The following is a 22,482-nucleotide window of genomic DNA, read 5'->3' on the forward strand; positions in this document are numbered from 1 at the left end:
GTGCTCTCCGAGTTCTGCATTACCCTCGTGGGGTGACTGATTCCGTGGACGTCCTCATTGTCGCACCCGAGCCCCCGAGCTACGCCCACCCCGGCGACGCCGGCGCGGACCTGCGTGCGGCCGAATCCGTGCGCCTGGAGCCCGGTGAGCGCCGTGTGGTCGGCACCGGTGTGCGCATCGCTCTGCCGGACGCCCACGCCGCCTTCGTGGTTCCGCGCAGCGGCCTGGCCGCCAAGCACGGCATCACGATCGTGAACACGCCCGGAACGGTCGATGCCGGTTACCGCGGTGAGATCAAGGTCTGCCTGCTCAACACGGACCGCGAGGCGGCGTTCGAGATCGCCCCCGGCGACCGCATCGCGCAGCTGATCATCATGCCGGTCACCCGTGCCACCTTCCTCCCCGTTGACGAGCTGCCTGACAGCGCGCGCGGCGAGGGCGGGTTCGGTTCGACGGGTGTCGGCAGCAAGACTGGAGTGAACGCATGAGTGATGACACCACTGAGGATGCCGGCAAGTCGGCGCCCGAGGACCGCAGCGAGTCCGGACCCTTTGACGAATCCGAGGCGAACCCCGTCCGCCCGTACATCGACCTCGGCGGAATCAAGGTGCTGCCGCGGGAGGGGCTGAATCTTCGCCTGGAGGTGGAGGAGCAGACCAAGCGCATCGTCGCGGTCGGTCTGGACTATGCGGACTCGTCGTTGCAGGTGCAGCCGTTCGCGGCTCCCCGCTCGAGCGGGCTGTGGCACGAGACGCGAAGCCAGATCATGGACCAGGTGCGGGCGCAGGGCGGCCGCGTCGAGGAGCGCGAGGGCCCGCTCGGTCCCGAGCTGCTCGCCGAGGTCCCGGTCATGGCCGGGGACGCCTCGCAGATGCGCCTCGCGCGCTTCGTGGGCGTCGACGGCCCGCGCTGGTTCCTGCGCGGAGTGATCGGTGGCAAGGCCACCGGTGACCTCGAGGCGGCGGCGCAGGTCGAGGACCTCTTCCGCTCCATCGTGGTCGTCCGCGGTGGGACGCCGATGCCGCCGCGCGACCTCATCCCGCTGAAGATGCCGGCCGCGCCGGGCACGGCGTGACCACGAACGAGCCCGCCGACCCACAGGCCGGTGCCGCGTCTGACGCGGTGGCGACCCCACTGGACCCGCCGGCTCCGGCCGACCCCACGGCGTCCGAGGTGCTCGCCGCCGCGCTCGGTGGTGCCGCGCGCAAGGCGGGCCTGGATCCCGCCGCGCATCAGAGCACGGGCCACCTCGTCTGGGCGGCCATCGGCGGCTGGCGCGGCGTGGCCGAGTCGATCATCCCCACGCTCGCCTTCGTCCTGGCCTACACGCTGTGGCCGGGGGAGGGTTGGGGAAAGCTCCTGCCTGCGGTGATCGTCTCGGTGGGGCTGGCGCTCGTGTTCTCGCTGATCCGACTCGCGATGCGTCAGACCGCCGCCGCCGCTTTCGGTGGTCTCGTCGCGGCCGTGGTCGCCGCCACGATCGCGCTGATCACGGGCAACGCCGCGGACACGTTCGTCGTCGGGTTGATCACGAACGCCCTGTACGGCACCGCCATTCTGGTATCCGTCCTGGTCGGCTGGTCGGCGATCGGAATCATCGCCGGGTTCCTCATGGGCGATGCGACCTCCTGGCGGCGTTCCAAGCGCAAGCGCCGTGGCTTCTTCTGGCTCGGGCTGGCGTGGGCGGGTCTGTTCTTCGTCCGCCTCGCCGTCCAGCTTCCGGTCTATTTCGCCTCGCACGCCGACGGTGCGGCGGAGGGGACGGTCGCGCTGCTCGGGACGCTCAAGCTCGTCATGGGCATTCCGCTGTTCGCCGCGCTCATCGCGGTGACCTGGTTCGTGGTGCGACGGCTGTACCACCGCCGTGTTCCGGCGCCCGCCCGGGAGGAATCCGAACCCGCCGAAGGGTGAAGTCCGGTGCACGTCGCGCGTGGTAGATTTATCTTGACGTCAAGATAAATTCGGGACCTGTTGCGAACTCCGTCCGCGGCGCAGACTGTTAGGTGGACCTTCCTGGTCCTCGGCCGTCTCACGCTCCAAGATGGATGCAGCGGTGACGAACGACGCTAAGGAGAGAACCTCGTGTCAACGGTGAACAGCTTCGGTGCACAGAGCACCCTGACAGTCGGCAGCACCGACTACGAGATCTTCCGGGTGGACCAGGTCCCGGGTTACGAGAAGCTTCCCTTCAGCCTCAAGGTGCTGCTGGAGAACCTGCTGCGCACCGAAGACGGTGCGAACGTGACCAAGGAGCAGATCCAGGCCCTGGGTTCGTGGAACCCGGACGCCGAGCCGGACACGGAGATCCAGTTCACGCCGGCGCGCGTGGTCATGCAGGACTTCACCGGTGTGCCCTGCATCGTGGACCTCGCCACCATGCGTGAGGCCGTCACGGCCCTCGGCGGCGACCCGAGCAAGATCAACCCGCTCTCGCCGGCTGAGATGGTCATCGACCACTCCGTGATCGCGGACCTCTTCGGTCGTCCGGACGCCATCGAGCGCAACGTCGAGATCGAGTACGAGCGCAACGGCGAGCGCTACCAGTTCCTGCGCTGGGGCCAGACCGCGTTCGATGACTTCAAGGTCGTCCCGCCGGGAACCGGCATCGTCCACCAGGTCAACATCGAGCACCTGGCCAAGGTCATCTACGACCGCAACGTCAACGGCGTGCTGCGCGCGTACCCGGACACCTGCGTCGGCACCGACTCGCACACCACGATGGTCAACGGCCTCGGCGTGCTGGGCTGGGGCGTCGGTGGCATCGAGGCCGAGGCCGCGATGCTCGGTCAGCCCGTCTCCATGCTCATCCCGCGCGTGGTCGGCTTCAAGCTCACCGGTGAGATCCCGGCCGGCGTGACCGCGACGGACGTCGTCCTCACCATCACCGACATGCTGCGCAAGCACGGCGTCGTCGGCAAGTTCGTCGAGTTCTACGGCAAGGGCGTCGGCTCGGTGCCGCTCGCCAACCGCGCCACCATCGGCAACATGTCGCCGGAGTTCGGCTCCACCGCGGCCATGTTCCCGATCGACGACGTCACGCTGGACTACCTGCGCCTGACCGGTCGCGACGAGCACGCCGTCGACCTCGTCGAGGCGTACGCCAAGGAGCAGAAGCTCTGGCACGACGCCGACAACGAGCCGAAGTACTCCGAGTACCTCGAGCTCGACCTGTCCACGGTCGTCCCCTCGATCGCCGGCCCGAAGCGCCCGCAGGACCGCATCCTGCTCAGCGAGTCGAAGTCGCAGTTCGAGAAGGACATCCTGAACTACGCCACGCCCGACCAGACGGCCGACGTCGTCGACCTCGACAGCAGTGGCTCGTTCCCGGCCAGCGACCCGGGCTCGGTTCCGGGCGAGGAGAACGAGACGCTCGAGGCTGAGGTCTACCTCTCCAGCGGTGCCCCGGCCGCCTCGTCGAAGCCGGTCAAGGTCACGACGCCGGACGGACAGAAGTACGTCCTGGACAACGGCGCGGTCACCCTCGCGGCGATCACGTCCTGCACCAACACCTCGAACCCCTCGGTCATGCTCGCCGCCGGCCTCCTGGCTCGCAACGCGCTGAACAAGGGCCTGAAGCAGAAGCCGTGGGTCAAGACCACGCTCGGCCCGGGCTCGAAGGTCGTCACCGACTACTACGAGAAGTCCGGTCTGGACAAGGCGCTCGAGGGCCTCGGCTTCTACACCGTCGGCTACGGTTGCACGATCTGCATCGGTAACTCCGGTCCGCTGATCGAAGAGGTCTCCACCGCGATCAACGAGCACGACCTCGCCGTCACGGCGGTCCTGTCCGGAAACCGCAACTTCGAGGGTCGCATCAGCCCCGACGTGAAGATGAACTACCTGGCCTCGCCGCCGCTGGTGGTCGCCTACGCTCTCGCCGGTTCGATGCACTTCGACTTCGACAACGACGCGCTCGGCCAGGACGCCGACGGCAACGACGTCTTCCTGAAGGACATCTGGCCCTCGCCGGATGAGGTCCAGGAGGTCATCGATTCGTCGATCTCGCGCGAGCAGTTCATCAAGCAGTACGCCACCGTCTTCGAGGGCGATGACCGCTGGAAGAACCTCCCGACGCCGGACGGCGCCGTGTTCGAGTGGGACGAGCAGTCCACGTACGTCCGCAAGGCCCCGTACTTCGACGGTATGTCGATGGACCTGACCCCGGTCAAGGACATCACCGGTGCCCGCGTCATGGCGACCCTGGGTGACTCGGTCACGACCGACCACATCAGCCCGGCCGGAAACATCAAGGCCGGCACGCCCGCCGCGCAGTACCTCACCGAGCACGGTGTGGCGCAGGAGGACTTCAACTCCTACGGCTCGCGCCGTGGAAACCACGAGGTCATGATCCGCGGCACGTTCGCGAACATCCGCCTGAAGAACCAGCTGGTTCGCGCCGTCAACGACGGCACCGAGGTCGAGGGTGGCTTCACCCGCGACTTCACGCAGGCCGACGCTCCGCAGTCGTACATCTACGACGCGTGCCAGAACTACGCCGAGCAGGGCACCCCGCTCGTCGTCTTCGGTGGCAAGGAGTACGGTTCCGGCTCGTCGCGTGACTGGGCGGCCAAGGGCACCAGCCTGCTGGGCGTCAAGGCGGTCATCACGGAGAGCTTCGAGCGCATCCACCGCTCGAACCTCATCGGCATGGGCGTCGTCCCGCTGCAGTTCCCGGCCGGACAGTCGTGGACATCGCTCGGCCTGGACGGCACCGAGATCGTCTCGATCGAGGGCCTGGAGGCGCTGAACGAGGGCACCACGCCGAAGACGGTGAAGGTCACCGCCGCACCGAGCGAGCACTCGCCGGCCGGCAAGGAGACCGTCACGTTCGACGCGGTCGTCCGTATCGACACCCCCGGTGAGGCGGATTACTACCGCAACGGCGGCATCCTGCAGTACGTGCTGCGCTCGCTCGTCTGAGCCTGACTCACAACGAAACCCCCGGTGCCTCGGCGCCGGGGGTTTCCGTCGTTCTGCGTCCCGTGCGAGGAAGGCACCTCGAGTTCCGGTACGCTGACGCCACCACCATGAGGTGGCCACGTTCGGATCCGGGGACGAGTGCCATGACTGCGAGAAGACGTTTCATGTACGGGCTGGTCTCGATGGCGACGGCGGCGATCGTGGTCGGGGCATCCGCATCTGCGGCTTCTGCCGCGGACGGAGAGTCGCCGTTGCCCGATCTGGGCGCTCGGATGAAAGCCGGCATGTTGCTGCGGGCAGACGACCCCTCCCCGGACGTGAAACCGGGTGTCCTCGAAGCGCTCGCATTCCGCCTGACCGAACCGGGAGCAGCCCTCGGGTACGGGGTCGCCGATGTCACCGGGGTTGCGTACAGCACGGAGACCGGCCGCGCAGTGATCCTCACCTCCGACTCTTCGAGCATCGACGGTCATCGCGGGAAGGACGGGCTCTCGACCATCACCGTCGATGGGGTGCGATTCGAGATCGCGTTCGAGGAAGCAGGAGTGGCACGAGCGGGCTTCCAGCATTCTCGAGACGATATTTCTCCCGACTGGTTCGGCTGAATCCGTCTGCGGCCGACAGCGGCGCGGGGGTTCCGGGTGATCTCGGGCTCCAACGGCTTCGGATGTTTCGCGGCCGCGGCGGCTAGACTGAAGTTTCGTTCCGGGCGCCAGAGCAGGCCCGGGAGGGGAGTAGACGCATGGCGATCCTGCCGTCCATCTCCGGGCCGCGAGACCTGGATGCGCTGTCCAACCGACAGCTGGAACAACTGGCCGGAGAGATTCGTGGATTCCTCGTCGAGAACATCGCGAAGACCGGTGGGCACCTGGGTCCGAACCTCGGTGTGGTGGAGCTGACGATCGCCCTGCACCGCGTGTTCGACTCCCCGAACGACCCGTTCATCTTCGACACCGGACATCAGTCGTATGTCCACAAGCTCCTCACCGGACGCCAGGACTTCTCCGATCTGCGCTCGCGCGGCGGACTGGCGGGCTATCCGCAGCGCTCGGAGAGCGAGCATGACGTGGTGGAGTCCTCGCACGCGTCCAGCTCGCTGAGTTGGGCGGACGGCATCTCGCGCGCCTTCAACCGCACCGGACGGGCCGACCGGCACGTGGTGGCCGTGGTCGGCGACGGCGCCCTCACCGGCGGTATGACGTGGGAAGCGCTGAACAACATCACCGACGACAACGAGCGCAACCTCGTGATCGTCGTGAACGACAACGGCCGCTCATACGCGCCCACGATCGGGGGCATGTCGCGGTATCTGAACCGCGTCCGCACCGCCGCGGCGTACAAGGATCTGCACCACAAGTCCGACCGCCTGTTCCGGCTGTTCGGCCCCATGGGCCGGGCGCTCTTCCGCGGCGTCCGCGGTGGCACGCACGGTTTCCTGTCGCGCTTCACGAACAACGAGGCGCTGTACTCCAACCTCGACATCAAATACCTCGGTCCGATCGACGGGCACGACCTGCCGGACCTGATCGAGACGCTTGAGATGGCCAAGACGTTCGGGGCCCCGGTGATCGTGCACGTGATCACCGAGAAGGGCCGTGGCTACGACCCGGCCCGCAATGACGAGGCCGACCAATTCCACGCCGTCAACCCCATGGACCCGGCCACCGGCGACCCGCTGAAGGCGTCTCGTGAAGGGTGGACCGACGTCTTCTCCGACGAGCTCGTGAAGGTCGGCGCGGCGAACGAGAAGGTCATCGCGATCACCGGTGCGATGCTGCGGCCGACGGGGCTCGCGCCGTTCGCGGAGCGATTCCCGGATCGCGTGTACGACGTCGGCATCGCCGAGCAGCACGCCGTCACCGCTGCGGCGGGCATGGCCTACGGCGGTCTGCATCCCGTGGTCGCTCTGTACGCCACCTTCATGAACCGCGCCTTCGACCAGGCGCTGATGGACGTCGCCCTGCACCACGCCGGTGTCACGTTCGTGCTCGATCGCGCCGGAGTCACCGGTCCGGACGGTCCCAGCCATCACGGGATCTGGGACCTGGCGATGCTCCAGATCATCCCGCGCATCCGCATCAACGCGCCGCGCGATGCGGCACGCGTCCGCGAGGCGTTGCGCGAGGCCGTCGCCGTCGAGGACGCGCCCACCGTGATCCGCTACCCGAAGGGTGCGGTCGCCCCGGAGCTGCCGGCGATCGAGCGGCTCGCCGACGGGGTGGATGTCCTCTCCCGCGGCGATGCGGAGGACGTGCTCCTGGTGGGCATCGGGTCCTTCGCGCACCTGGCGATGGACGTCGCCACTCGTCTGAAGGCCCAGGGAATCGGGGCCACCGTCATCGACCCGCGCTGGGTCGTCCCGGTGGCCGACTCCGTGGTCGAGCTGGCGCGAAGCCACCGCCTCGTCATCACGATCGAGGACGGCATCCGCGTCGGTGGCATCGGCACCCGCATCCGTCAGGTGCTGCGCGAGTCGGGCGTCGACACCGCCGTGGATGAGTTGGGCCTGCCGGACGAGTTCATCGATCACGCCTCGCGCGAGGAGATTCTCGCGGACGCGGGCCTGACGGCCGCCAAGATCGCGCAGGATGTCGTCTCGCAGGTGCTGGGCACCCGGATTCCGGTCGCGCGGCAGAACGCCGACGGGACACTGTGGACCGGTCAGATCCCGACCACGCAGACGGGCTCGCTGCCGACGCAGCCGGGGCAGACCGGTATCGTCCGCTGAGACTCAGCGCAGGACGTCGCCCTCGATGGCTCGGGCGGCACGGACGCGGATCCAATCGCCGAGCAGGCCGACGCTGTCCGGCATGACGTCATCGGGATGCTCGTCCAGCAGCGTGACGAGTTCGTCGAGGGGCATCCACCGGCCCTGGACGACCTCCTCGGCCTGCAGTCGGGGTTCCTGGTCCGAGACGGTCCAGTAGAGGAAGCCGCGGTACGTGGTGTGATCGTCGGCGTAGTCGCCCTCGCCGATCTTGGTCAAGGGTGTGGTGATGCCGAGTTCCTCGGCGGTCTCCCGCGCCGCAGCCGCGTCGGGATCTTCGCCGTCCAGCAGCACGCCGCCGGCGGCGAAGTCCCACCGGGAGGGGTAGAGGTCCTTCGTCGCGGTGCGCTGATGCACGTAGACGCGTCCGGCGGGGTCGAACAGCACGCACGCCGTCGCGCCGTGCCGCAGGTTGTGGCGGCGCATCACCGAGCGTCGCACGGACCCGTGCGGGTGACCGTTCTCGTCGTACAGCGCCACGATCTCGTCCATGTCACCAGTATGCGTGCGTGACGCCCGGTACCAGCCCATCGCGCAGGCCGCCCCCGCCACCCCCCCCCCCCCCGCGGAGCAGGTCCGCGGAGCAGGTCCGCGGAGGTCAGGTGCGGCGAGTCATGACTCGCCGAGGGCCCCGACGTCGGTGAGGAGCTCGCGCAGCGCGCGCTTGACCGGCGGGATGCGCAGAGCCGGCAGACCGAGGCCGAGCAACGACGTGCCGCGCTCGACGAGACGCTTCGTGCGCGCGTGGCCGGGGGAGCGGTCCTGCACCCACGCCAGGGAGGCCAGCAGATTCGCTCGGTAGAGGGCGGCCGGCAGCAGCTCGGCGATGTCCTTCGGGATCTTGTCGGAGGTTCCCGCGACGACGTCGTTGAACGTCGCCAGGAAGGCGTCGCGCGCCTGCGCGGACGGTCCGGACAGCGGGCTGGCGTCGCCACCCGGTTCGATCGCGGCGACGAGGAACTCGTTCGCGTGCTCGCCGTACGGCTCCAGCTGACGCAGGGACTCCAGGATCACGATGCGCACGCGGGCGGCCAGCTTGCCCTTCGCGGCGAGCTGCGGGCGGACGGCCTCGGCGTGGGCGTTCGCGACGTCGACGTAGAGCTCCTGGATCAGGTGGCTCTTGCTGGGGAAGTGGTAGTACGCCGACCCCACGGAGATCCCGAGCTCATCGGCGAGGTAGCGGATCGTCGTGGCGTCATAGCCGCGCTCCCGGAAGGACGCGATCGCCGCCTCCCGGATCGTGGCACGCGTTCGATCGCTCTTGCTGATGTGCTCCTCGGCGCTGGTGTCCTCGCTCATGGGCATCCCTTCGTCACCATAGTGAACGTGTTCAGTTTATCGGAAGGTGGCGCCTGGGCGATATGCCACGCGGACGAACGACACGGGCCGCCTCCCGCAGGAGACGGCCCGTGTCGAGGTTCGGATCAGCGACCCGCGATGCCCCGGATCACCGGAGTGTGGAACGTGCCGTCGAAGACGCGCTCGGAGGCGCCTTCGCGGTCGAGGTACGGCGAGATGCCGCCGTCGATGAACGGGTAGCCGGCACCGAGGATCAGGCAGAGGTCGATGTCCTCGACCTCGGGAACCACGCCCTCGTCCAGCATGACCTTGATCTCCTCGGCCATGCCGTCCTGCACACGGCGCAGGATCGTGGCCTCGTCGACACCGGAGCCGGAGACCGCGCCCTTGAGCACCTTCTCGGCGGCCTTGGTGAAGCCGACGACGCGACCGCCCTTGTCCTTCTCCACGACCTGGTCGAGCTCGGCCAGCTGGTGGAAGTTCTCGTTGGCGTAGAAGCGCTCCGGGAACGCACGCACCATCGTGTCCTGCACGTGGGCGGCGACCTTCCATCCGACCAGGTCGATCAGCTGGAACGGGCCCATCGGCAGGCCGAGGGGGCCGTAGGCCTTCTCCACCTTCTCGACCGGCGTGCCCTCGTAGACGGCACGCGCGGCCTCGCCCATGACCTTGGCCAGCAGACGATTGACGACGAAGCCCGGCGCGTCCGCGGTGAGCACCGCGCTCTTGCCGAGGCCGCGAGCCACGACGAAGGCCGTGGCGAGCGTCTGCTCGTTCGTGTTCGGCGTCTTCACGATCTCGATCAGCGGCATCACCGCGACCGGGTTGAAGAAGTGGAAGCCGACCAGGCGCTCCGGGTGAGCGAGCTTGGAACCGATCTCCTCGACGGACAGAGACGAGGTGTTCGTGGCGAGGATCGCGTCCTCGGCGATGATCGGCTCGATCTCGGCGAACACCTGCTGCTTGACGCCGGTCTCCTCGAAGACCGCCTCGATGACGAAGTCGCAGTCGGCGTACTCGGTCTTGTCGACGGTGCCGTGGATGAGGCCGCGCAGCTTGTTGGCGGTGTCGCCGTCGAGCCGACCCTTGCCCTCCAGCTTGCCGATCTCCTCGGTGATGTACGCCAGACCCTTGTCGACGCGGGCCTGGTCGATGTCGGTGATCAGCACCGGCACCTGCAGCTTGCGGACGAACAGCAGAGCGAACTGGCTGGCCATCAGGCCCGCACCGATGATGCCGACCTTGGTCACCTTGCGGGCGAGCTTCTTGTCCGGTGCGCCGACCGGACGCTTCGCGCGCTTCTGCACCAGGTCGAAGGCGTACATCGACGCGGCGAACTGGTCGCCGGTGACGAGCTCGGCGAGAGCCTCGTCCTCGCGGGCGAAGCCGTCCTCGCGGTTGCCCGACTTGGCCTTCTCCAGCAGCTCCAGCGCCTTGTACGGCGACTTCGGCACGGTGCCGATCTTGGATTCGAGCATGCCGCGCGCCATCTTGATGGCGATCGGCCACTTGGTCAGGCGCTCGATCTTGCCCGGCTCGTTCTTGCGCTCGACCTTCGTCTTGCCGCCGAGGACCTTGTCGGCCCAGGCGAGCGAGTCCTCGAGGTAGTTCGTGGCCGGGAAGATCGCATCCACGATGCCGAGGTCGAACGCCTGCTGGGGCTTGAGCATGCGGTTCTGCTTGAGCGGGTTCGAGATGACCACCTCAAGGGCGTTCTCGATGCCGATCAGGTTCGGCAGCAGGTACGCGCCACCCCATCCGGGGATGATGCCGAGGAAGACCTCGGGCAGGGCGATGGCCGCGGCCGACGCGTCCACCGTGCGGTAGTCCGAGTTCAGGCCGATCTCGAGTCCGCCGCCGAGGGCGAGGCCGTTGATGAACGTGAACGAGGGGACACCCACGTTCTTGATCGAGCCGAGCACCTTGTGGCCGAGCTGCGCGATCATCCGCGCCGCCTCGACGGAGGGGATGTTGGCGACCTCGGACAGGTCCGCACCGGCGGCCAGGATGTACGGCTTGCCGGTGATGGCGATCGCGTCGATCTCCTTCTTCGCGGCGCGCTCGGCCAGACCCTGCAGGACGCCGTCCAGCTCGGTCAGGGTGACCGGGCCGAGCGTGTTCGGACGCGTGTGGTCGCGGCCGTTGTCCAGCGTGATCAGCGCCAGCGTCCTGCCCGAGGGCAACCGGACGTCGCGCACGCGCGAGTGCGTGACGACCTCGTCCGCGGAGAACGCCAGCAACGGGGAGAAATCGATCTTCGCGTAGTCGGTCACTTCTTCTTCCCGTCGTAGTGGGGGTTCTCCCAGATGACAGAGCCGCCTTGACCGAGACCCACGCACATCGCGGTGAGGCCGTAGCGGACCTCCGGGTGCTCGGCGAACTGCGCCGCGAGCTGGATCATCAGGCGCACGCCGGATGCGGCCAGCGGGTGGCCGAGCGCGATCGCGCCGCCCCACGGGTTCACGCGCGGATCGTCGTCGGCGATGCCGAAGTGATCCAGCAGAGAGAGGACCTGGACGGCGAACGCCTCGTTCAGCTCGAACGCACCGATGTCGTCGATGGTCAGGCCGGCGCGCTTCAGCGCCTTCTCGGTGGACGGTACGGGGCCGAGGCCCATGACCTCCGGCTGCACGCCCGCGAAAGCGAACGAGACGAGCTTCATCTTCGGCGTGAGACCCAGCTCGCGCACGGCGGAGCCACCGGCGAGCAGCGACATCGTGGCGCCGTCGGTGAGCGGAGAGGACGTACCGGCGGTGACGCGACCGTGCGGGCGGAACGGCGTCTTGAGCGTCGCCAGGCCCTCCATGGTGGTCTCCGGGCGGCGTCCCTCATCCTCGGTGGCCAGGCCCCAGGCGCCGTCCGCGTCGCGCACGGCGACGGAGACGAGGTCGGGCTGGAACTTGCCGGCGTCGTAGGCGGCCTGCGCCTTGCGCTGGCTGAGCATGCCGTACCGGTCGGCGCGCTCCTTGGTCAGCTCCGGGAAGCGGTCGTGCAGGCGCTCCGCCGTGATGCCCATGTTCAGCGCGTCCGCGGAGACCAGCTTCTCGGTGAGGAATCGCGGGTTGGGGTCGACGTCGCCGCCCCCCAGCGGGTGCCGACCCATGTGCTCGACGCCACCGGCGAGGGCGAGGTCGTACATGCCGTACCCGATCGATCCCGCCATCGTCGTCACCGACGTCAGCGCGCCCGCGCACATGCGGTCGATCGCGAAACCGGGGACGGTCAGGGGGAGTCCGGCGAGGATCGCGCCGGTCCGACCGAGGGTCAGGCCCTGGTCGCCCTCCTGCGTCGTCGCGGCGATCGCCACGTCGTCGATGCGGTCACCCGGCACGCCGGGGTTGCGCTCCAGGACACCCGTCATCGCCTTGACGACCAGGTCGTCCGCGCGCGTGTTCCAGTACATGCCCTTCTCGCCGGCGCGCCCGAACGGGGTTCGCATGCCGTCGATGAAGTAGACGTCCGAATTCTCGGCCACCTTGCCTCCAAGCTCGTGAGATTGAGTCCAGCGTATGACGGAACTCAGGTTCACCGGAACCGGGTGAGGCGTTTCCTACGAATCGGTCGCGGCGTCCTGGGAAGAGCCTTGCACGCTTTCGACAAAGGCACGCGAAATCAGAGGAGCCGTTTCAGCGATCTGCCACGAACGGGCACCGAGATCGGCGAGAGCCTGCGAGATGGCTGTGACGTCATCACCCGGGTGGTCCCACGAGATCCGACGCAGGAAATCCGGGGTGAGCAGGTTCTCCGTCGGCATGTTCAGCTCTTCGGCGTGCGCCTCCACGGCGGGTCGCGCCTGCTTGTAGCGCGCATCGGCCGCCGGGTTCCGGTCGGCCCAGACCCGGGGCGGCGGCACGGAGTCGGAGTGCGAGAGACGGTCCGGCGGGAGGGTGGTGACGGCACGTCCGGCCTCGATGGCGGCCCACCAGCGGTCCAGCTGCGTGCGGCTGGCGCGACCGTTGAACTCCTTGTTGCCGGCCAACTGCGCCTTGCTCTGCGGGTCCGAGCGGATGGCGGCGACCAACGAGCGGTCCGGGACGAGGCGCCCGGGCGCGATGTCCTGTTCCCGCGCGAAGTCCTCGCGGGCCTGCCACAGTGATCGCGCGATGGCGAGATTGCGACGGCCGCGCAGCGTGTGCAGACCGCTCAGCCGCCGCCAGGGGTCCTCGCGGGCGGGGCGTTCCGGTTTGTCCCGCGCCGCGGCGAACTCCTCGCGAGCGAACTCCGTCTTGTGCTGCTGATCGAGCTCGGCGACGAGCTTGTCGCGCAGGTCGATGAGGTGGACGACATCCAGCGCGGCGTACTCCAGCCACGACTGGGGCAGCGGACGGGTGGACCAGTCGTCCGCGGAGTGCGCCTTCGCCAGCACGATCCCGAGCTCCTCTTCGACGATCGCGCCGAGACCGACGCGCTCGTGCCCGAGCAATCGCGCGGCGAGCTCGGTGTCGAAGATGACCGCCGGGTACAGCCCCAGTTCGTGCAGGGAGGGAAGATCCTGGCTCGCTGCGTGGAGGACCCACTCGGTTTCGCCGAACGCATCCTGGAACGAGGTGAAGTCTCCGATCGCCGGCGGATCGAACAGGAACGCCCCGGCGTCACGCCGGAACACCTGCACGAGGTACGCGCGCTGGGAGTACCGGAAGCCGGACGCCCGTTCGACGTCCACTCCGAGCGGTCCCTGTCCGCGCTGCAACGCCTCGATCGCTTCGTGGAACCCCTCGGCCGTGTCGATCACACGGTACTCAGTCACGCTCACCTCGCCTCGCCCCGAACACGGCGATCTTCTCCGAACCGGGAGGGAGGCCCGCCAGCATGCAGACCAGCTCCGCCCACGCTTGCACGTGGCCGTCGACCGCACCGGACGGAGACCATGACGCGCGCAGTTCGATCTGCGCGCCGTCACCCTCCTCGGCCAACGACCCGAACCCTCGGGAGAGGGTCTTCGTGGCCGTGCCCGACTCCGAATGATACTCCGCACCGTGGGCGGCGAGGGCATCGGTCAGCCACGACCAGGCCACTTCAGCCAGCAACGGGTCGGTGCCGATCTCCTGCTCGAGCGGAGCCTGCGCGAAGCAGACGATGCGCCATGGGCCGCCCCAGGCCTCCGGGGAAGCGGGGTCGAACAGCAGGATGAAACGCCCTGTTCCGTACAGCGAATCGCCGTGATCGTCGGGGCGGACATCGCCGGCGAGGGTCATCGAATACGGCGCCAGGCCCCCGGGAGCGGGGATCTCGCGCACGGTGAAGTCCTCGCGGTGCGTCACTGCCCGCAGCATGTCCCGTGCTTGCGCGAAGATCGCGTCAACCGGAGATTCGTCCGCCACGGAGACAGACTAAAGTGAGACAGCGATGAACAATCCCAGGCGCGCCGCTTCCGCTCGCTCGGCGGTCGGGTTCCGGATCGCGATCGGAGCCCTCGCCGGAGCTCTCACTCTCGTGCTCGGCTCGATGGCCGCGCTCACGACGGTGATCGCACGCCGCGTGGTCGTGCCGACCCCGCGCGCTCGCGACACCCGCATCCTCGACCTCGACGTGAAAGCGCAGACGATCACGCTCTCGCGCACCGCGGACACCGAACTGCCCGGCCGGTACGGGCTCTTCACCGGCGGCACCATGCCGTATCTGAAGCTCGGCTCGATCCTCTCCGAGAACGCCACGACGGTCACCCGGAAGCTGCTCACCGAGGTGGACAGCGGAGCCAAGCTCGAGCGCGAGGCGTCCTTCAGCGGGTGGTACTACGACGCGCCGGACCAGCTGCATCTGCCGTACCAACCCGAGCTGATCGGCACCCCACTCGGACCGTGTCCGGCGTGGCTGTTCCCGGGCGGTGACACCTGGGTCATCCAGGTGCACGGCCGTGGAGCGGCGCGCGCGGAGTGCCTGCGCGCGGTCCCGCTGTTCCATGACGCCGGGATCACCTCGTTGGTCGTGTCCTACCGCAACGACGGCGAGGGCCCCCGGAGCCGCACCGGGACCTACGGCCTCGGCGCGACCGAGTGGCGGGATGTCGACGAGGCGCTGGGCTACGCGCGGCGGCACGGCGCGAAGCGGGTGCTGCTGATGGGCTGGTCCATGGGCGGCGCGATCGCTCTGCAGGTGGCCACCCGATCCGCGCACCGCGATCTGATCGCCGGACTCATCCTCGAATCGCCCGTCGTGGATTGGCGTCCCGTGCTGACCTACCAGGCGCAGGCGAACGGCATCCCGAGCGCGGTCGGTGACCTGGCCGTCGCAGCTCTCGGTCAGGACTGGTCAGCCAAGGCCGTCGGTGCCGATCACGCGATCCCGTTCGATGCCCTCGACATCGTGGCCCAGGCGGAGTCGCTGAAGCTGCCGATCCTCATCCTGCACTCCGACGACGACGGATTCGTGCCCGCGACGGCGTCGCACGCCCTCGCCGAAGCCCGGCCTGATCTGGTCAAGCTGGAGACCTACGCGGTGGCGCGGCACACCAAGCTGTGGAACTACGACCAGGCGCGCTGGGACTCGGACATCAGCGGCTGGCTCGCCGCGAACGGCTTCACGCCGAAAGCGTGAGCCGCAGGTAGGAGAACCCCGCACCGTCGACGGCGTGCGAGGCGACCGTGCTGTGCTGCGGGTTCCGCAGACTGACGAACGGCGCATCAGACGGCGTGAGCACGGGAGCGACCGTGATGCACGCCTCCTCGATCACCCCGGCGCGCACGAACGAACTCGCCAGCATCGGACCGCCCTCGCAGACGATCCGCGGCAGGTTCCGCTCCACGAGCGCCGCGACCACGTCGCGCGGACTGACCAGTCCGCCGCCGATGACGGCCGGGAGCGGCACGATCTCCGCGTCCAGGCCCGCCGTGTGCTCGCGCACCCGGGCGGCGGCGTCGGCGGGGCAGAGCCGGGATGGGCGGGGAGCGTCATCGCGTGCCTGCAGGGTGTGGCCACGGAGGTCACCCGACCCGGCACGACCGCGACGGCGTGCGCCGTCGGGGCGACGTACCCCCTCCGCGCCGCCCCCGGCGCGCACGAACGACCTCGCCAGCATCGGCCCGCCCTCGCAGACGATCCGCGGCAGGTTCCGCTCCACGAGCGCCGCGACCACGTCGCGCGGACTGACCAGTCCGCCGCCGATGACGGCCGGGAGCGGCACGATCTCCGCGTCCAGGCCCGCCGTGTGCTCGTCGTCCCGGTCGGCGGCGTCGGCGGGGCAGAGCAGGATGGGCGCGGGAGCGTCATCGCGTGCCTGCAGGTTGTGGCCACGGAGGTCACCCGACACGGTCACGACCGCGAGTCGTGCGGCCGTCGGGGCGACGTACCCCTCCGCGCGGACGGACTGCGCTCCCACGACCACCACGTCCGATGCGCGGCGGATCACGCCGAGCACCGCGCGGTCCACCCGGCTGGTGAGACCGTCGCTGGTGCCGTCCGCGCCGGTGGCGGCACCGGTGAGGCTCGTGATCATGTTCAGTCGGACCCGGGCGGGGGAGTCGTACCAACGCGCCAGGGCGTCACGCGCTCCGTCGGCGGCCAGGTCGATCTCGTCGTGCTCGGGGAGCACTCGCACCAGCGTGCCCGGCGCGAGCATCAGTCGCGTCCGGACTTCTGTCGAACCTGGCGCTTGGCGCGCAGGAGCATTCCGGTCATCCCGGCCAACCGCAGTGGCGAGACCGCCCGAGTGAGTCCGAGCGTGTGCGGAAAGTCCTCCGGCACGCTCAGGACGTCGTCCACGCTCAATCCGCTGAGGCCCTGCACGAGGATGCTGGCGAAGCCGCGGGTCGTGGGCGCCTCCGCTGGAGCGGTGGCGTGCATCCGCACGGTGTCGCCGTCCACCTCGAGCAGGATGTACACCGGGGACTGGCACTCGACGACACGCTCGGCGAGTTCCGGGTGCTCGGCCAGCTCCTCCGGAACCGCCGGCAGGTCGCCGGAGAACTCCAGAAGCAGTTGCAGGCGGTCGGGCTCGTCGAGTTCGAGGAACTCGTCGCGGATGTCGGCCAGGGAAGTGGGAAGCCGGGTGTCACTCACCCGTCGATTCTTCCACGCGCCCCCGGCCGACGGGTCCGGTCAGTGGGTCGGGGCGTCTCCGGCCTCGGGGCCGGTGGCGATCGGAACGCCCACGAGGTTGCCCCACTCGGTCCAGGAACCGTCGTAGTTGCGGGTGTTCTCGAATCCCAGGAGATAGGTCAGAGCGAACCAGGTGTGCGAGGACCGCTCGCCGATCCGGCAGTAGGCGATCACGTCGTCGCCGGGGGTCAGGCCGGCACCGTCCTGGTACAGCGCCTCGAGCTCGGCGCGGGACTTGTAGGCGGCGTCCTCGGCGACCGCGCGGGCCCACGGCACGCTCTGCGCGCTCGGAATGTGACCACCGCGCAGGGCGCCCTCCTCCGGGTACGCCGGCATGTGAGTGCGTTCGCCGGTGTACTCCTCGGGCGAGCGGACATCGATCAGCGGGTTGCCGAAGTGCGCCAGCACGTCGTCGCGGCTGGCGCGGTAGGTGGTGTCGTCACGCTCGACGACGGGGTATTCGGTGGCGGCGCGCTCGGGCTTGGCGGTGGTGAGCTCGCGGCCCTCGGCGATCCACTTGTCGCGCCCGCCGTCCATGAGACGAACGTCCGTGTGGCCGAACAGCGTCAGCACCCACAGCGCGTAGGCGGCCCACCAGTTGGTCTTGTCGCCGTACACCACGACCGTGTCGTCGCGGGAGATGCCCTTGCGCGAGAGGATCTCGGCGAACGCGGCACCGTCGACGAAGTCGCGGCGGACGGGGTCGTTGAGTTCGGTGTGCCAGTCGAGTTTGACCGCGCCGGGAATGTGTCCGGTCTCGTACAGCAGCACGTCCTCGTCGGACTCCACGATCACGAGTCCCGGGGTGTCCAGGTTCGACGCCACCCATTCGGTGGTCACGAGACGTTCCGGGTGCGCGTACTCGGCGAACTTGGCGGACGAGGTGTCGAACTCGACGGACACGTGATCTCCTTTGTCGGGACGTGATGAGGGGCGAACGGCGTAGGGTTGAGCACGTCCCCTCCGAGCCTAGAACCGCTGCGAAGAGCGCGCACGTTTTCGTAAGACAAAGACACAGGAACATATGACGGCCACCGCCCGCACGACCTTCGTGCACCTGACCGACCGGAATCCGCAGCTCTCCGGTGCCGAGATGGTCGCCTCCCTCGTCCCGCCGCCGCAGTTCGACGGTGCGACGTTCGACACGTACCGCACCGATGCCGAGTACCCCTCGCAGCAGGGCGCGAAGGATCTGCTGGTCCGGTTCTGCAGCGGCGGCGGCACGGTCAAGCGCGGCGGTCTGTTCTCCCGGCGCAAGAACGCCGAACCCGAGATGAAGCCGGGCGTATACCTCGACGGCGGATTCGGTGTCGGCAAGACCCACCTGCTCGCGGCCACCTATCACGCGTTCCCGGCGAACCGGAAGTACTTCGGATCCTTCATCGAGTACACCGCCCTGGTCGGCGCCCTCGGCTACCGCAACGCGGTGGATCTGTTCCGCGGCTCGGGCCTGCTGTGCATCGACGAGTTCGAGCTGGACGATCCGGGCGACACCATGGTGATGACGCGCTTCCTCGGCGAACTCGTCGCGTCCGGCACCAAGGTGGCCGCCACGAGCAACACCCCGCCGAACGCCCTCGGTGAGGGGCGATTCGCGGCGCAGGACTTCCTGCGCGAGATCCAGGCGATGTCCGACGCCTTCCAGACCGTGCGCATCGACGGCGTGGACTACCGCCAGCGCGCGATCGACGGCACCTCCATCACGCTCGATCAGGGCGCGTACGACGCGGCCCTGGCTGAGGCCGCCCGCGGCGGGGCGGCCTCGGACGACGTCTTCGATGACGTCATCCGCCACCTCGCCACGGTGCACCCGTCCCGCTACATCCGTCTCGTCGAAGGCTTGAACGCCGTCGGTCTGCGCGATGTCCGCCAGCTCACGGACCAGTCCGAGGCGCTTCGTTTCGTCGCGCTCGTGGACCGCATCTACGACGCCCAGACCCCGGTGCGAGCCACCGGCCTCGGGCTGAACGACGTGTTCAGCGAGGAGATGCTCGGCGGCGGCTACCGCAAGAAGTACCTGCGCGCGGTGTCCCGCCTGAACGCGCAGACGCACGCCTGACCTGCCGGGGCGGCTCTACGCCTCACCCCACCCGTGATCCGCGGTCGTCGGAAGGCGCGGCCGGCGCGTCGAAGGAGAAGGGCATTCCGAGGACCTCACGCAGCCGGGCCGCGTAGGGCTCTCGCTCCTCCGGCGCAACCCATCGGGACTGATCGTGGCGCCGATAGAGGTCGTCGGCCTCGTGGCGTGGGAAAACGTGCACGTGAAGGTGCCAGACGTCTTGATCTCCGGCCGGCTCGTTATGTTGCCGGATCGACGTTCCGTCGCATCCATATGCCGAGCGAATGGCCACCGCCACGCGCTGCGTCAGCTCCCACACGGCCTGCCCGTCCTCCGGCGTGAGTCCATAGATGTTCTCAACGTGCGCGCGCGGAATCACGAGAACGGCTCCCGGATTCCCGGGCCACCACTTCGGTGCGATGCGCGCGAACGCACGCTCCGTCACCGCGACGACGTCAGACGGCACGTTTCGCTCATCGAAGATGCCCCGCTGAAGTCCGCAGAAGGGACAGGGGTAGGCATCTGGTGCGTGAGTGACGGAGAGCACGGACGATTGTCCCACGCGGACCCGCTGCCACCGAGGCTAGCCTCCCCGCGTCATGCGCCCGCCCGAAACCCTGCCGTCTGAATGCGACCCATTACATGAGATCCGACAGCGTGCCGCGAAACACGACGTTCACGTGAGCGTCCGGTTCGTAACGGGCCCGAAATCTGCGTGTACCCGCCCTGGAAATCTGCTGGGAACAGACTGGCGGCATCCCGGCAGGGTAGCCACCCCCGGGAATCACTCCCCCCGGATGGAGCCTGACATGGACAGTGGCAACCTGGCATGGGCGGTCACCGCGACCGCACTCGTGCTCTTCATGACGCCCGGCGTGGCGTTCTTCTACGGCGGGCTCGTGCGGGCCAAGAGCGTCGTGAGCATGATGATGCTCTCGTTCGGCGCCATCGCTCTGATCGCGGTGCTGTGGATCCTGTACGGCGCGAGCATGAGCTCGGTTGACGCGCCGTGGGACTTCTCGGGCAATCCGTTCGCCGACTTCGGTCTGGCCGCGGCGAACTCGGACAGCATGGTGAGCCTCGCGTACGGCGCCACCTTCGCCATCATCACGGTCGCGCTGATCTCCGGTGCGATCGCGGACCGCGCCAAATTCGGCGCGTGGATGATCTTCGTGGGCGTGTGGGGAACCCTGGTCTACTTCCCGGTCGCGTCCTGGGTCTGGGGCGGTGGCTGGGCGATGTCCCTCGGCCACATGATGGGCCTGGACCACACCGTCATCGACTACGCGGGCGGGACGGCGGTGCACATCAACGCGGGTGCGGCGGCCCTCGCCCTCGCCCTCGTGCTCGGCAAGCGCATCGGCTTCAACAAGACGATCAACAAGCCGCACAACGTGCCGCTGGTGATGCTCGGTGCCGCGATCCTGTGGTTCGGCTGGTTCGGCTTCAACGCCGGCGCTGAGGGCACCGCGGGCCTGCTCGGAACGGGGGAGAGCCGCGTCGGACTGATCGTGATCAACACGCTCGGCGCCACCGCCGCCGCGATCCTCGGCTGGCTGGTCATCGAGAAGCTCCGCAGCCGCAAGAGCACGTCCGTCGGAGCCGCGTCCGGTGCCGTCGCGGGGCTCGTGGCCATCACTCCCGCTTGCGCCGACCTGACGCCCGGTTGGGCTCTGCTGCTGGGCGTGGTCGCCGGCGTCCTGTGCTGCCTGGCCGTCGAACTGAAGTGGAAGCTCGGTTACGACGATTCCCTCGACGTGGTCGGCATCCACCTGGTCGGCGGCATGCTCGGCACCCTGTACCTGGGCTTCTTCGCGACCCGCACCGGCCTGTTCGTCGGTGGCGACATCTCGCAGCTGTTCATGCAGTTCGTCACGGCGTTCGCCGTGCTGATCTACTCCTTCGTCGTCGCCTACGCGGTGGGCTGGATCATCGAGAAGACGATCGGTTTCCGCGTGAAGAGCGAGGACGAGGTCGCCGGCATTGACACCGCCCTGCACGGCGAGGAGGGGTACCTCCTCGCAGACCGGGTCTGAGCCCCCCAAGGCCCGGTCCGGCGGGGCGTCGTGTGAGGCGGCGCCCCGCCTTTCTCATGCGCCGGATAGGGTGAGGCGGTGAGTTCGTCCCGTTCCTTCCTGTCCCTGCTCGGCAATCTCGCGGGGCAGGTGATCCGGTCCGTGGTGTCGAACCGCACCTCATCGCCCTCCGGGCCGACCCGTCAGCCGACGACGCCGCGTTCGTCCGGGACGACGACGGCACCGAAGCCGAAGCCGACGTCCGGGGCGAAGCGGCCGTCCGGTGGGACGGCGTCCGAATCCGGCGACCTCATCGCCGCGCACGCCGCGGAACTCGCCGCCCGGGAGCGTCTTCTGGAGGGCGATCCCACGCCGGGCCAGCTCGGCGCGACCGCGACCATCGAGGTGCCGCCGCCGGCCGCGAACGCGCTGACGGTCACGTATGCGCCGGAGAAGGACGGCGATCCGGACGCAGGCGAGGTCGTGTGGACCTGGATTCCCTACGAGGAGGCGGACGGCCGTGGCAAGGACCGGCCGGTGCTCGTGATCGCCCGCCACGGCCGCGACCGCGTGTACGTCGTCCGGCTCACGAGCAAGTCCCACGACGGCGACCGCGACTACCTCTCGATCGGCTCGGGTGCGTGGGATTCGAAGGGCCGCGAGAGCTGGGTCGACATCGACCAGATCTACAGCGTGCACGTCGAGGGAATGCGCCGCGAGGCCGCCGTCCTGGACCGAACCCGCTTCGACACCGTGGCCGCCGCCCTGAAGCGCGCCCACGGTTGGTCCGCCGCCTGAGACACCGGATCGCGTATCGCCCTCCATCCTCGGGTGTGCAGGACATCCCGGGCCGCGCAGGAACGGAGAAGCGCCGGATGCGCGGAGGGCCGTATCGTCTCAGATATGACCCCCACGAAGAGCACGAAGTCCGGATTCACCTCTGAGGAGCGCGCGGCGATGCGTCAGCGCGCGGCGGAGCTGAAGGCGCAGGAGCGCAAGGGCAAGACCGCGGCCGAGAAGGCTGAGATCGATCGCCAGGATCTCCTCGACGCGATCGCCGGGATGGGGGACGAGGACCGGGTCCTGGCCGAGGCGCTCGATGAGATCGTGACGACGTCCGCGCCGCAGCTCGCGTCGAAGACCTGGTACGGCTTCCCGGCGTACACCCGGGACGGCAAGGTCGTGCTCTTCTTCAAGCCCGCCGCGAAGTTCAAGGACCGGTACGCGACGCTCGGCTTCGAGACCAGCGCCGCCCTCGACGACGGCGACATGTGGCCGACCTCGTTCGCCCTCACCGCCGTCGGCGACGCGGAACGCGCACGCATCACCGAGCTGGTCGTCCGCGCCGCCGGGTGACGCCCGTGACCACGGGCCCGGTGGCCGAGCGA

General features: G+C 68.8%; 21 protein-coding genes. 11 read left to right on the forward strand and 10 right to left on the reverse strand.

The features are described from left to right. Positions 1-32 precede the first annotated feature (32 nt). The 6 genes from dut to dxs all read left to right on the forward strand — a co-directional run bounded on the left by dut (position 33) and on the right by dxs (position 7,648). Entirely contained in the window at positions 33-488 is a 456-nt protein-coding gene (gene dut, locus BN1193_RS04415; RefSeq protein WP_195907797.1) for a dUTP diphosphatase, read from the forward strand. After that, complete coding sequence (locus BN1193_RS04420) at positions 485-1,075, forward strand: DUF3710 domain-containing protein (RefSeq protein ID WP_040164328.1); 591 nt, start codon at positions 485-487, stop codon at positions 1,073-1,075. The genes dut and BN1193_RS04420 overlap by 4 nt, the downstream gene beginning before the upstream one ends. Then, the gene (locus BN1193_RS04425; RefSeq protein ID WP_326845043.1) at positions 1,072-1,911 is read left to right on the forward strand and encodes a DUF3159 domain-containing protein; all 840 of its coding nucleotides are present in this window, start codon (positions 1,072-1,074) and stop codon (positions 1,909-1,911) included. Before BN1193_RS04420 ends, BN1193_RS04425 begins: the two co-directional genes overlap by 4 nt. Before the next feature lie 171 nt (positions 1,912-2,082). Then, the gene (locus tag BN1193_RS04430) at positions 2,083-4,920 is read left to right on the forward strand and encodes an aconitate hydratase (RefSeq protein WP_040164329.1); all 2,838 of its coding nucleotides are present in this window, start codon (positions 2,083-2,085) and stop codon (positions 4,918-4,920) included. Between the two features lie 164 nt (positions 4,921-5,084). Continuing rightward, positions 5,085-5,525, forward strand: coding sequence for a hypothetical protein (locus tag BN1193_RS04435; protein WP_040164330.1), 441 nt, complete (start codon positions 5,085-5,087; stop codon positions 5,523-5,525). A 137-nt stretch (positions 5,526-5,662) separates the two neighbouring features. Further along, positions 5,663-7,648: a 1-deoxy-D-xylulose-5-phosphate synthase gene (gene dxs / locus BN1193_RS04440; RefSeq protein WP_040164331.1), complete on the forward strand. Its 1,986-nt coding sequence runs from the start codon at positions 5,663-5,665 to the stop codon at positions 7,646-7,648. 3 nt (positions 7,649-7,651) lie between these two features. Here dxs and BN1193_RS04445 read toward each other — a convergent pair whose 3' ends face one another. The 6 genes from BN1193_RS04445 to BN1193_RS04470 all read right to left on the reverse strand — a co-directional run bounded on the left by BN1193_RS04445 (position 7,652) and on the right by BN1193_RS04470 (position 14,307). Then, a complete protein-coding gene (locus BN1193_RS04445) occupies positions 7,652-8,179 on the reverse strand; it encodes an NUDIX domain-containing protein (protein WP_040164332.1) in 528 nt (175 codons plus the stop codon). Positions 8,180-8,299: 120 nt separating this feature from the next. Beyond that, the gene (locus tag BN1193_RS04450; RefSeq protein ID WP_040164333.1) at positions 8,300-8,986 is read right to left on the reverse strand and encodes a TetR/AcrR family transcriptional regulator; all 687 of its coding nucleotides are present in this window, start codon (positions 8,984-8,986) and stop codon (positions 8,300-8,302) included. A gap of 125 nt (positions 8,987-9,111) precedes the next feature. Continuing rightward, positions 9,112-11,259 carry a 3-hydroxyacyl-CoA dehydrogenase NAD-binding domain-containing protein gene (locus tag BN1193_RS04455; RefSeq protein WP_040164334.1) on the reverse strand — a complete coding sequence of 716 codons (2,148 nt, stop codon included), beginning with the start codon at positions 11,257-11,259 and terminating at the stop codon, positions 9,112-9,114. Beyond that, positions 11,256-12,461 (reverse strand): thiolase family protein, encoded by a 1,206-nt coding sequence (locus BN1193_RS04460; protein WP_040164335.1) that lies wholly within the window; start codon positions 12,459-12,461, stop codon positions 11,256-11,258. Before BN1193_RS04460 ends, BN1193_RS04455 begins: the two co-directional genes overlap by 4 nt. Positions 12,462-12,536: 75 nt before the next feature. After that, positions 12,537-13,733: a ribonuclease D gene (locus tag BN1193_RS04465; protein ID WP_040164687.1), complete on the reverse strand. Its 1,197-nt coding sequence runs from the start codon at positions 13,731-13,733 to the stop codon at positions 12,537-12,539. After that, positions 13,726-14,307, reverse strand: a complete 582-nt coding sequence (locus BN1193_RS04470; protein ID WP_094770269.1) for a DUF3000 domain-containing protein — start codon at positions 14,305-14,307, stop codon at positions 13,726-13,728. The genes BN1193_RS04465 and BN1193_RS04470 overlap by 8 nt, the downstream gene beginning before the upstream one ends. A gap of 25 nt (positions 14,308-14,332) precedes the next feature. On the opposite strand from BN1193_RS04470, the gene BN1193_RS04475 reads away from it, so the two are divergent. Continuing rightward, complete coding sequence (locus BN1193_RS04475) at positions 14,333-15,520, forward strand: alpha/beta hydrolase family protein (RefSeq protein WP_040164336.1); 1,188 nt, start codon at positions 14,333-14,335, stop codon at positions 15,518-15,520. On the opposite strand, the gene BN1193_RS04480 is transcribed toward BN1193_RS04475, so the two are convergent. Genes BN1193_RS04480 through BN1193_RS04490 form a run of 3 tightly spaced genes read right to left on the reverse strand, consistent with a single transcriptional unit; the run spans position 15,504 to position 17,923 of the window. Continuing rightward, a complete protein-coding gene (locus tag BN1193_RS04480; protein WP_052460425.1) occupies positions 15,504-16,541 on the reverse strand; it encodes a dihydrofolate reductase family protein in 1,038 nt (345 codons plus the stop codon). The two genes, BN1193_RS04475 and BN1193_RS04480, sit on opposite strands and share 17 nt — an antisense overlap. Then, a complete protein-coding gene (locus tag BN1193_RS04485) occupies positions 16,541-16,981 on the reverse strand; it encodes a SufE family protein (protein WP_040164337.1) in 441 nt (146 codons plus the stop codon). The genes BN1193_RS04480 and BN1193_RS04485 overlap by 1 nt, the downstream gene beginning before the upstream one ends. Before the next feature lie 39 nt (positions 16,982-17,020). Then, positions 17,021-17,923 (reverse strand): sulfurtransferase, encoded by a 903-nt coding sequence (locus tag BN1193_RS04490; RefSeq protein WP_040164338.1) that lies wholly within the window; start codon positions 17,921-17,923, stop codon positions 17,021-17,023. A 121-nt stretch (positions 17,924-18,044) separates the two neighbouring features. On the opposite strand from BN1193_RS04490, the gene zapE reads away from it, so the two are divergent. Further along, positions 18,045-19,079 carry a cell division protein ZapE gene (gene zapE, locus BN1193_RS04495; RefSeq protein ID WP_040164339.1) on the forward strand — a complete coding sequence of 345 codons (1,035 nt, stop codon included), beginning with the start codon at positions 18,045-18,047 and terminating at the stop codon, positions 19,077-19,079. Positions 19,080-19,101: 22 nt separating this feature from the next. On the opposite strand, the gene BN1193_RS04500 is transcribed toward zapE, so the two are convergent. Continuing rightward, positions 19,102-19,626, reverse strand: coding sequence for an HIT family protein (locus BN1193_RS04500; protein ID WP_094770270.1), 525 nt, complete (start codon positions 19,624-19,626; stop codon positions 19,102-19,104). A gap of 262 nt (positions 19,627-19,888) precedes the next feature. On the opposite strand from BN1193_RS04500, the gene BN1193_RS04505 reads away from it, so the two are divergent. The 3 genes from BN1193_RS04505 to BN1193_RS04515 all read left to right on the forward strand — a co-directional run bounded on the left by BN1193_RS04505 (position 19,889) and on the right by BN1193_RS04515 (position 22,450). Beyond that, positions 19,889-21,115, forward strand: coding sequence for an ammonium transporter (locus BN1193_RS04505; RefSeq protein ID WP_040164340.1), 1,227 nt, complete (start codon positions 19,889-19,891; stop codon positions 21,113-21,115). Positions 21,116-21,193: 78 nt separating this feature from the next. After that, the gene (locus BN1193_RS18465; protein ID WP_326845044.1) at positions 21,194-21,892 is read left to right on the forward strand and encodes a type II toxin-antitoxin system PemK/MazF family toxin; all 699 of its coding nucleotides are present in this window, start codon (positions 21,194-21,196) and stop codon (positions 21,890-21,892) included. A 105-nt stretch (positions 21,893-21,997) separates the two neighbouring features. Beyond that, positions 21,998-22,450, forward strand: coding sequence for a DUF1801 domain-containing protein (locus tag BN1193_RS04515; protein WP_040164341.1), 453 nt, complete (start codon positions 21,998-22,000; stop codon positions 22,448-22,450). The last annotated feature ends 32 nt before the right edge of the window (positions 22,451-22,482 follow it).

Source organism: Microbacterium gorillae (assembly GCF_000826185.2).
Classification (GTDB): domain Bacteria; phylum Actinomycetota; class Actinomycetes; order Actinomycetales; family Microbacteriaceae; genus Microbacterium; species Microbacterium gorillae.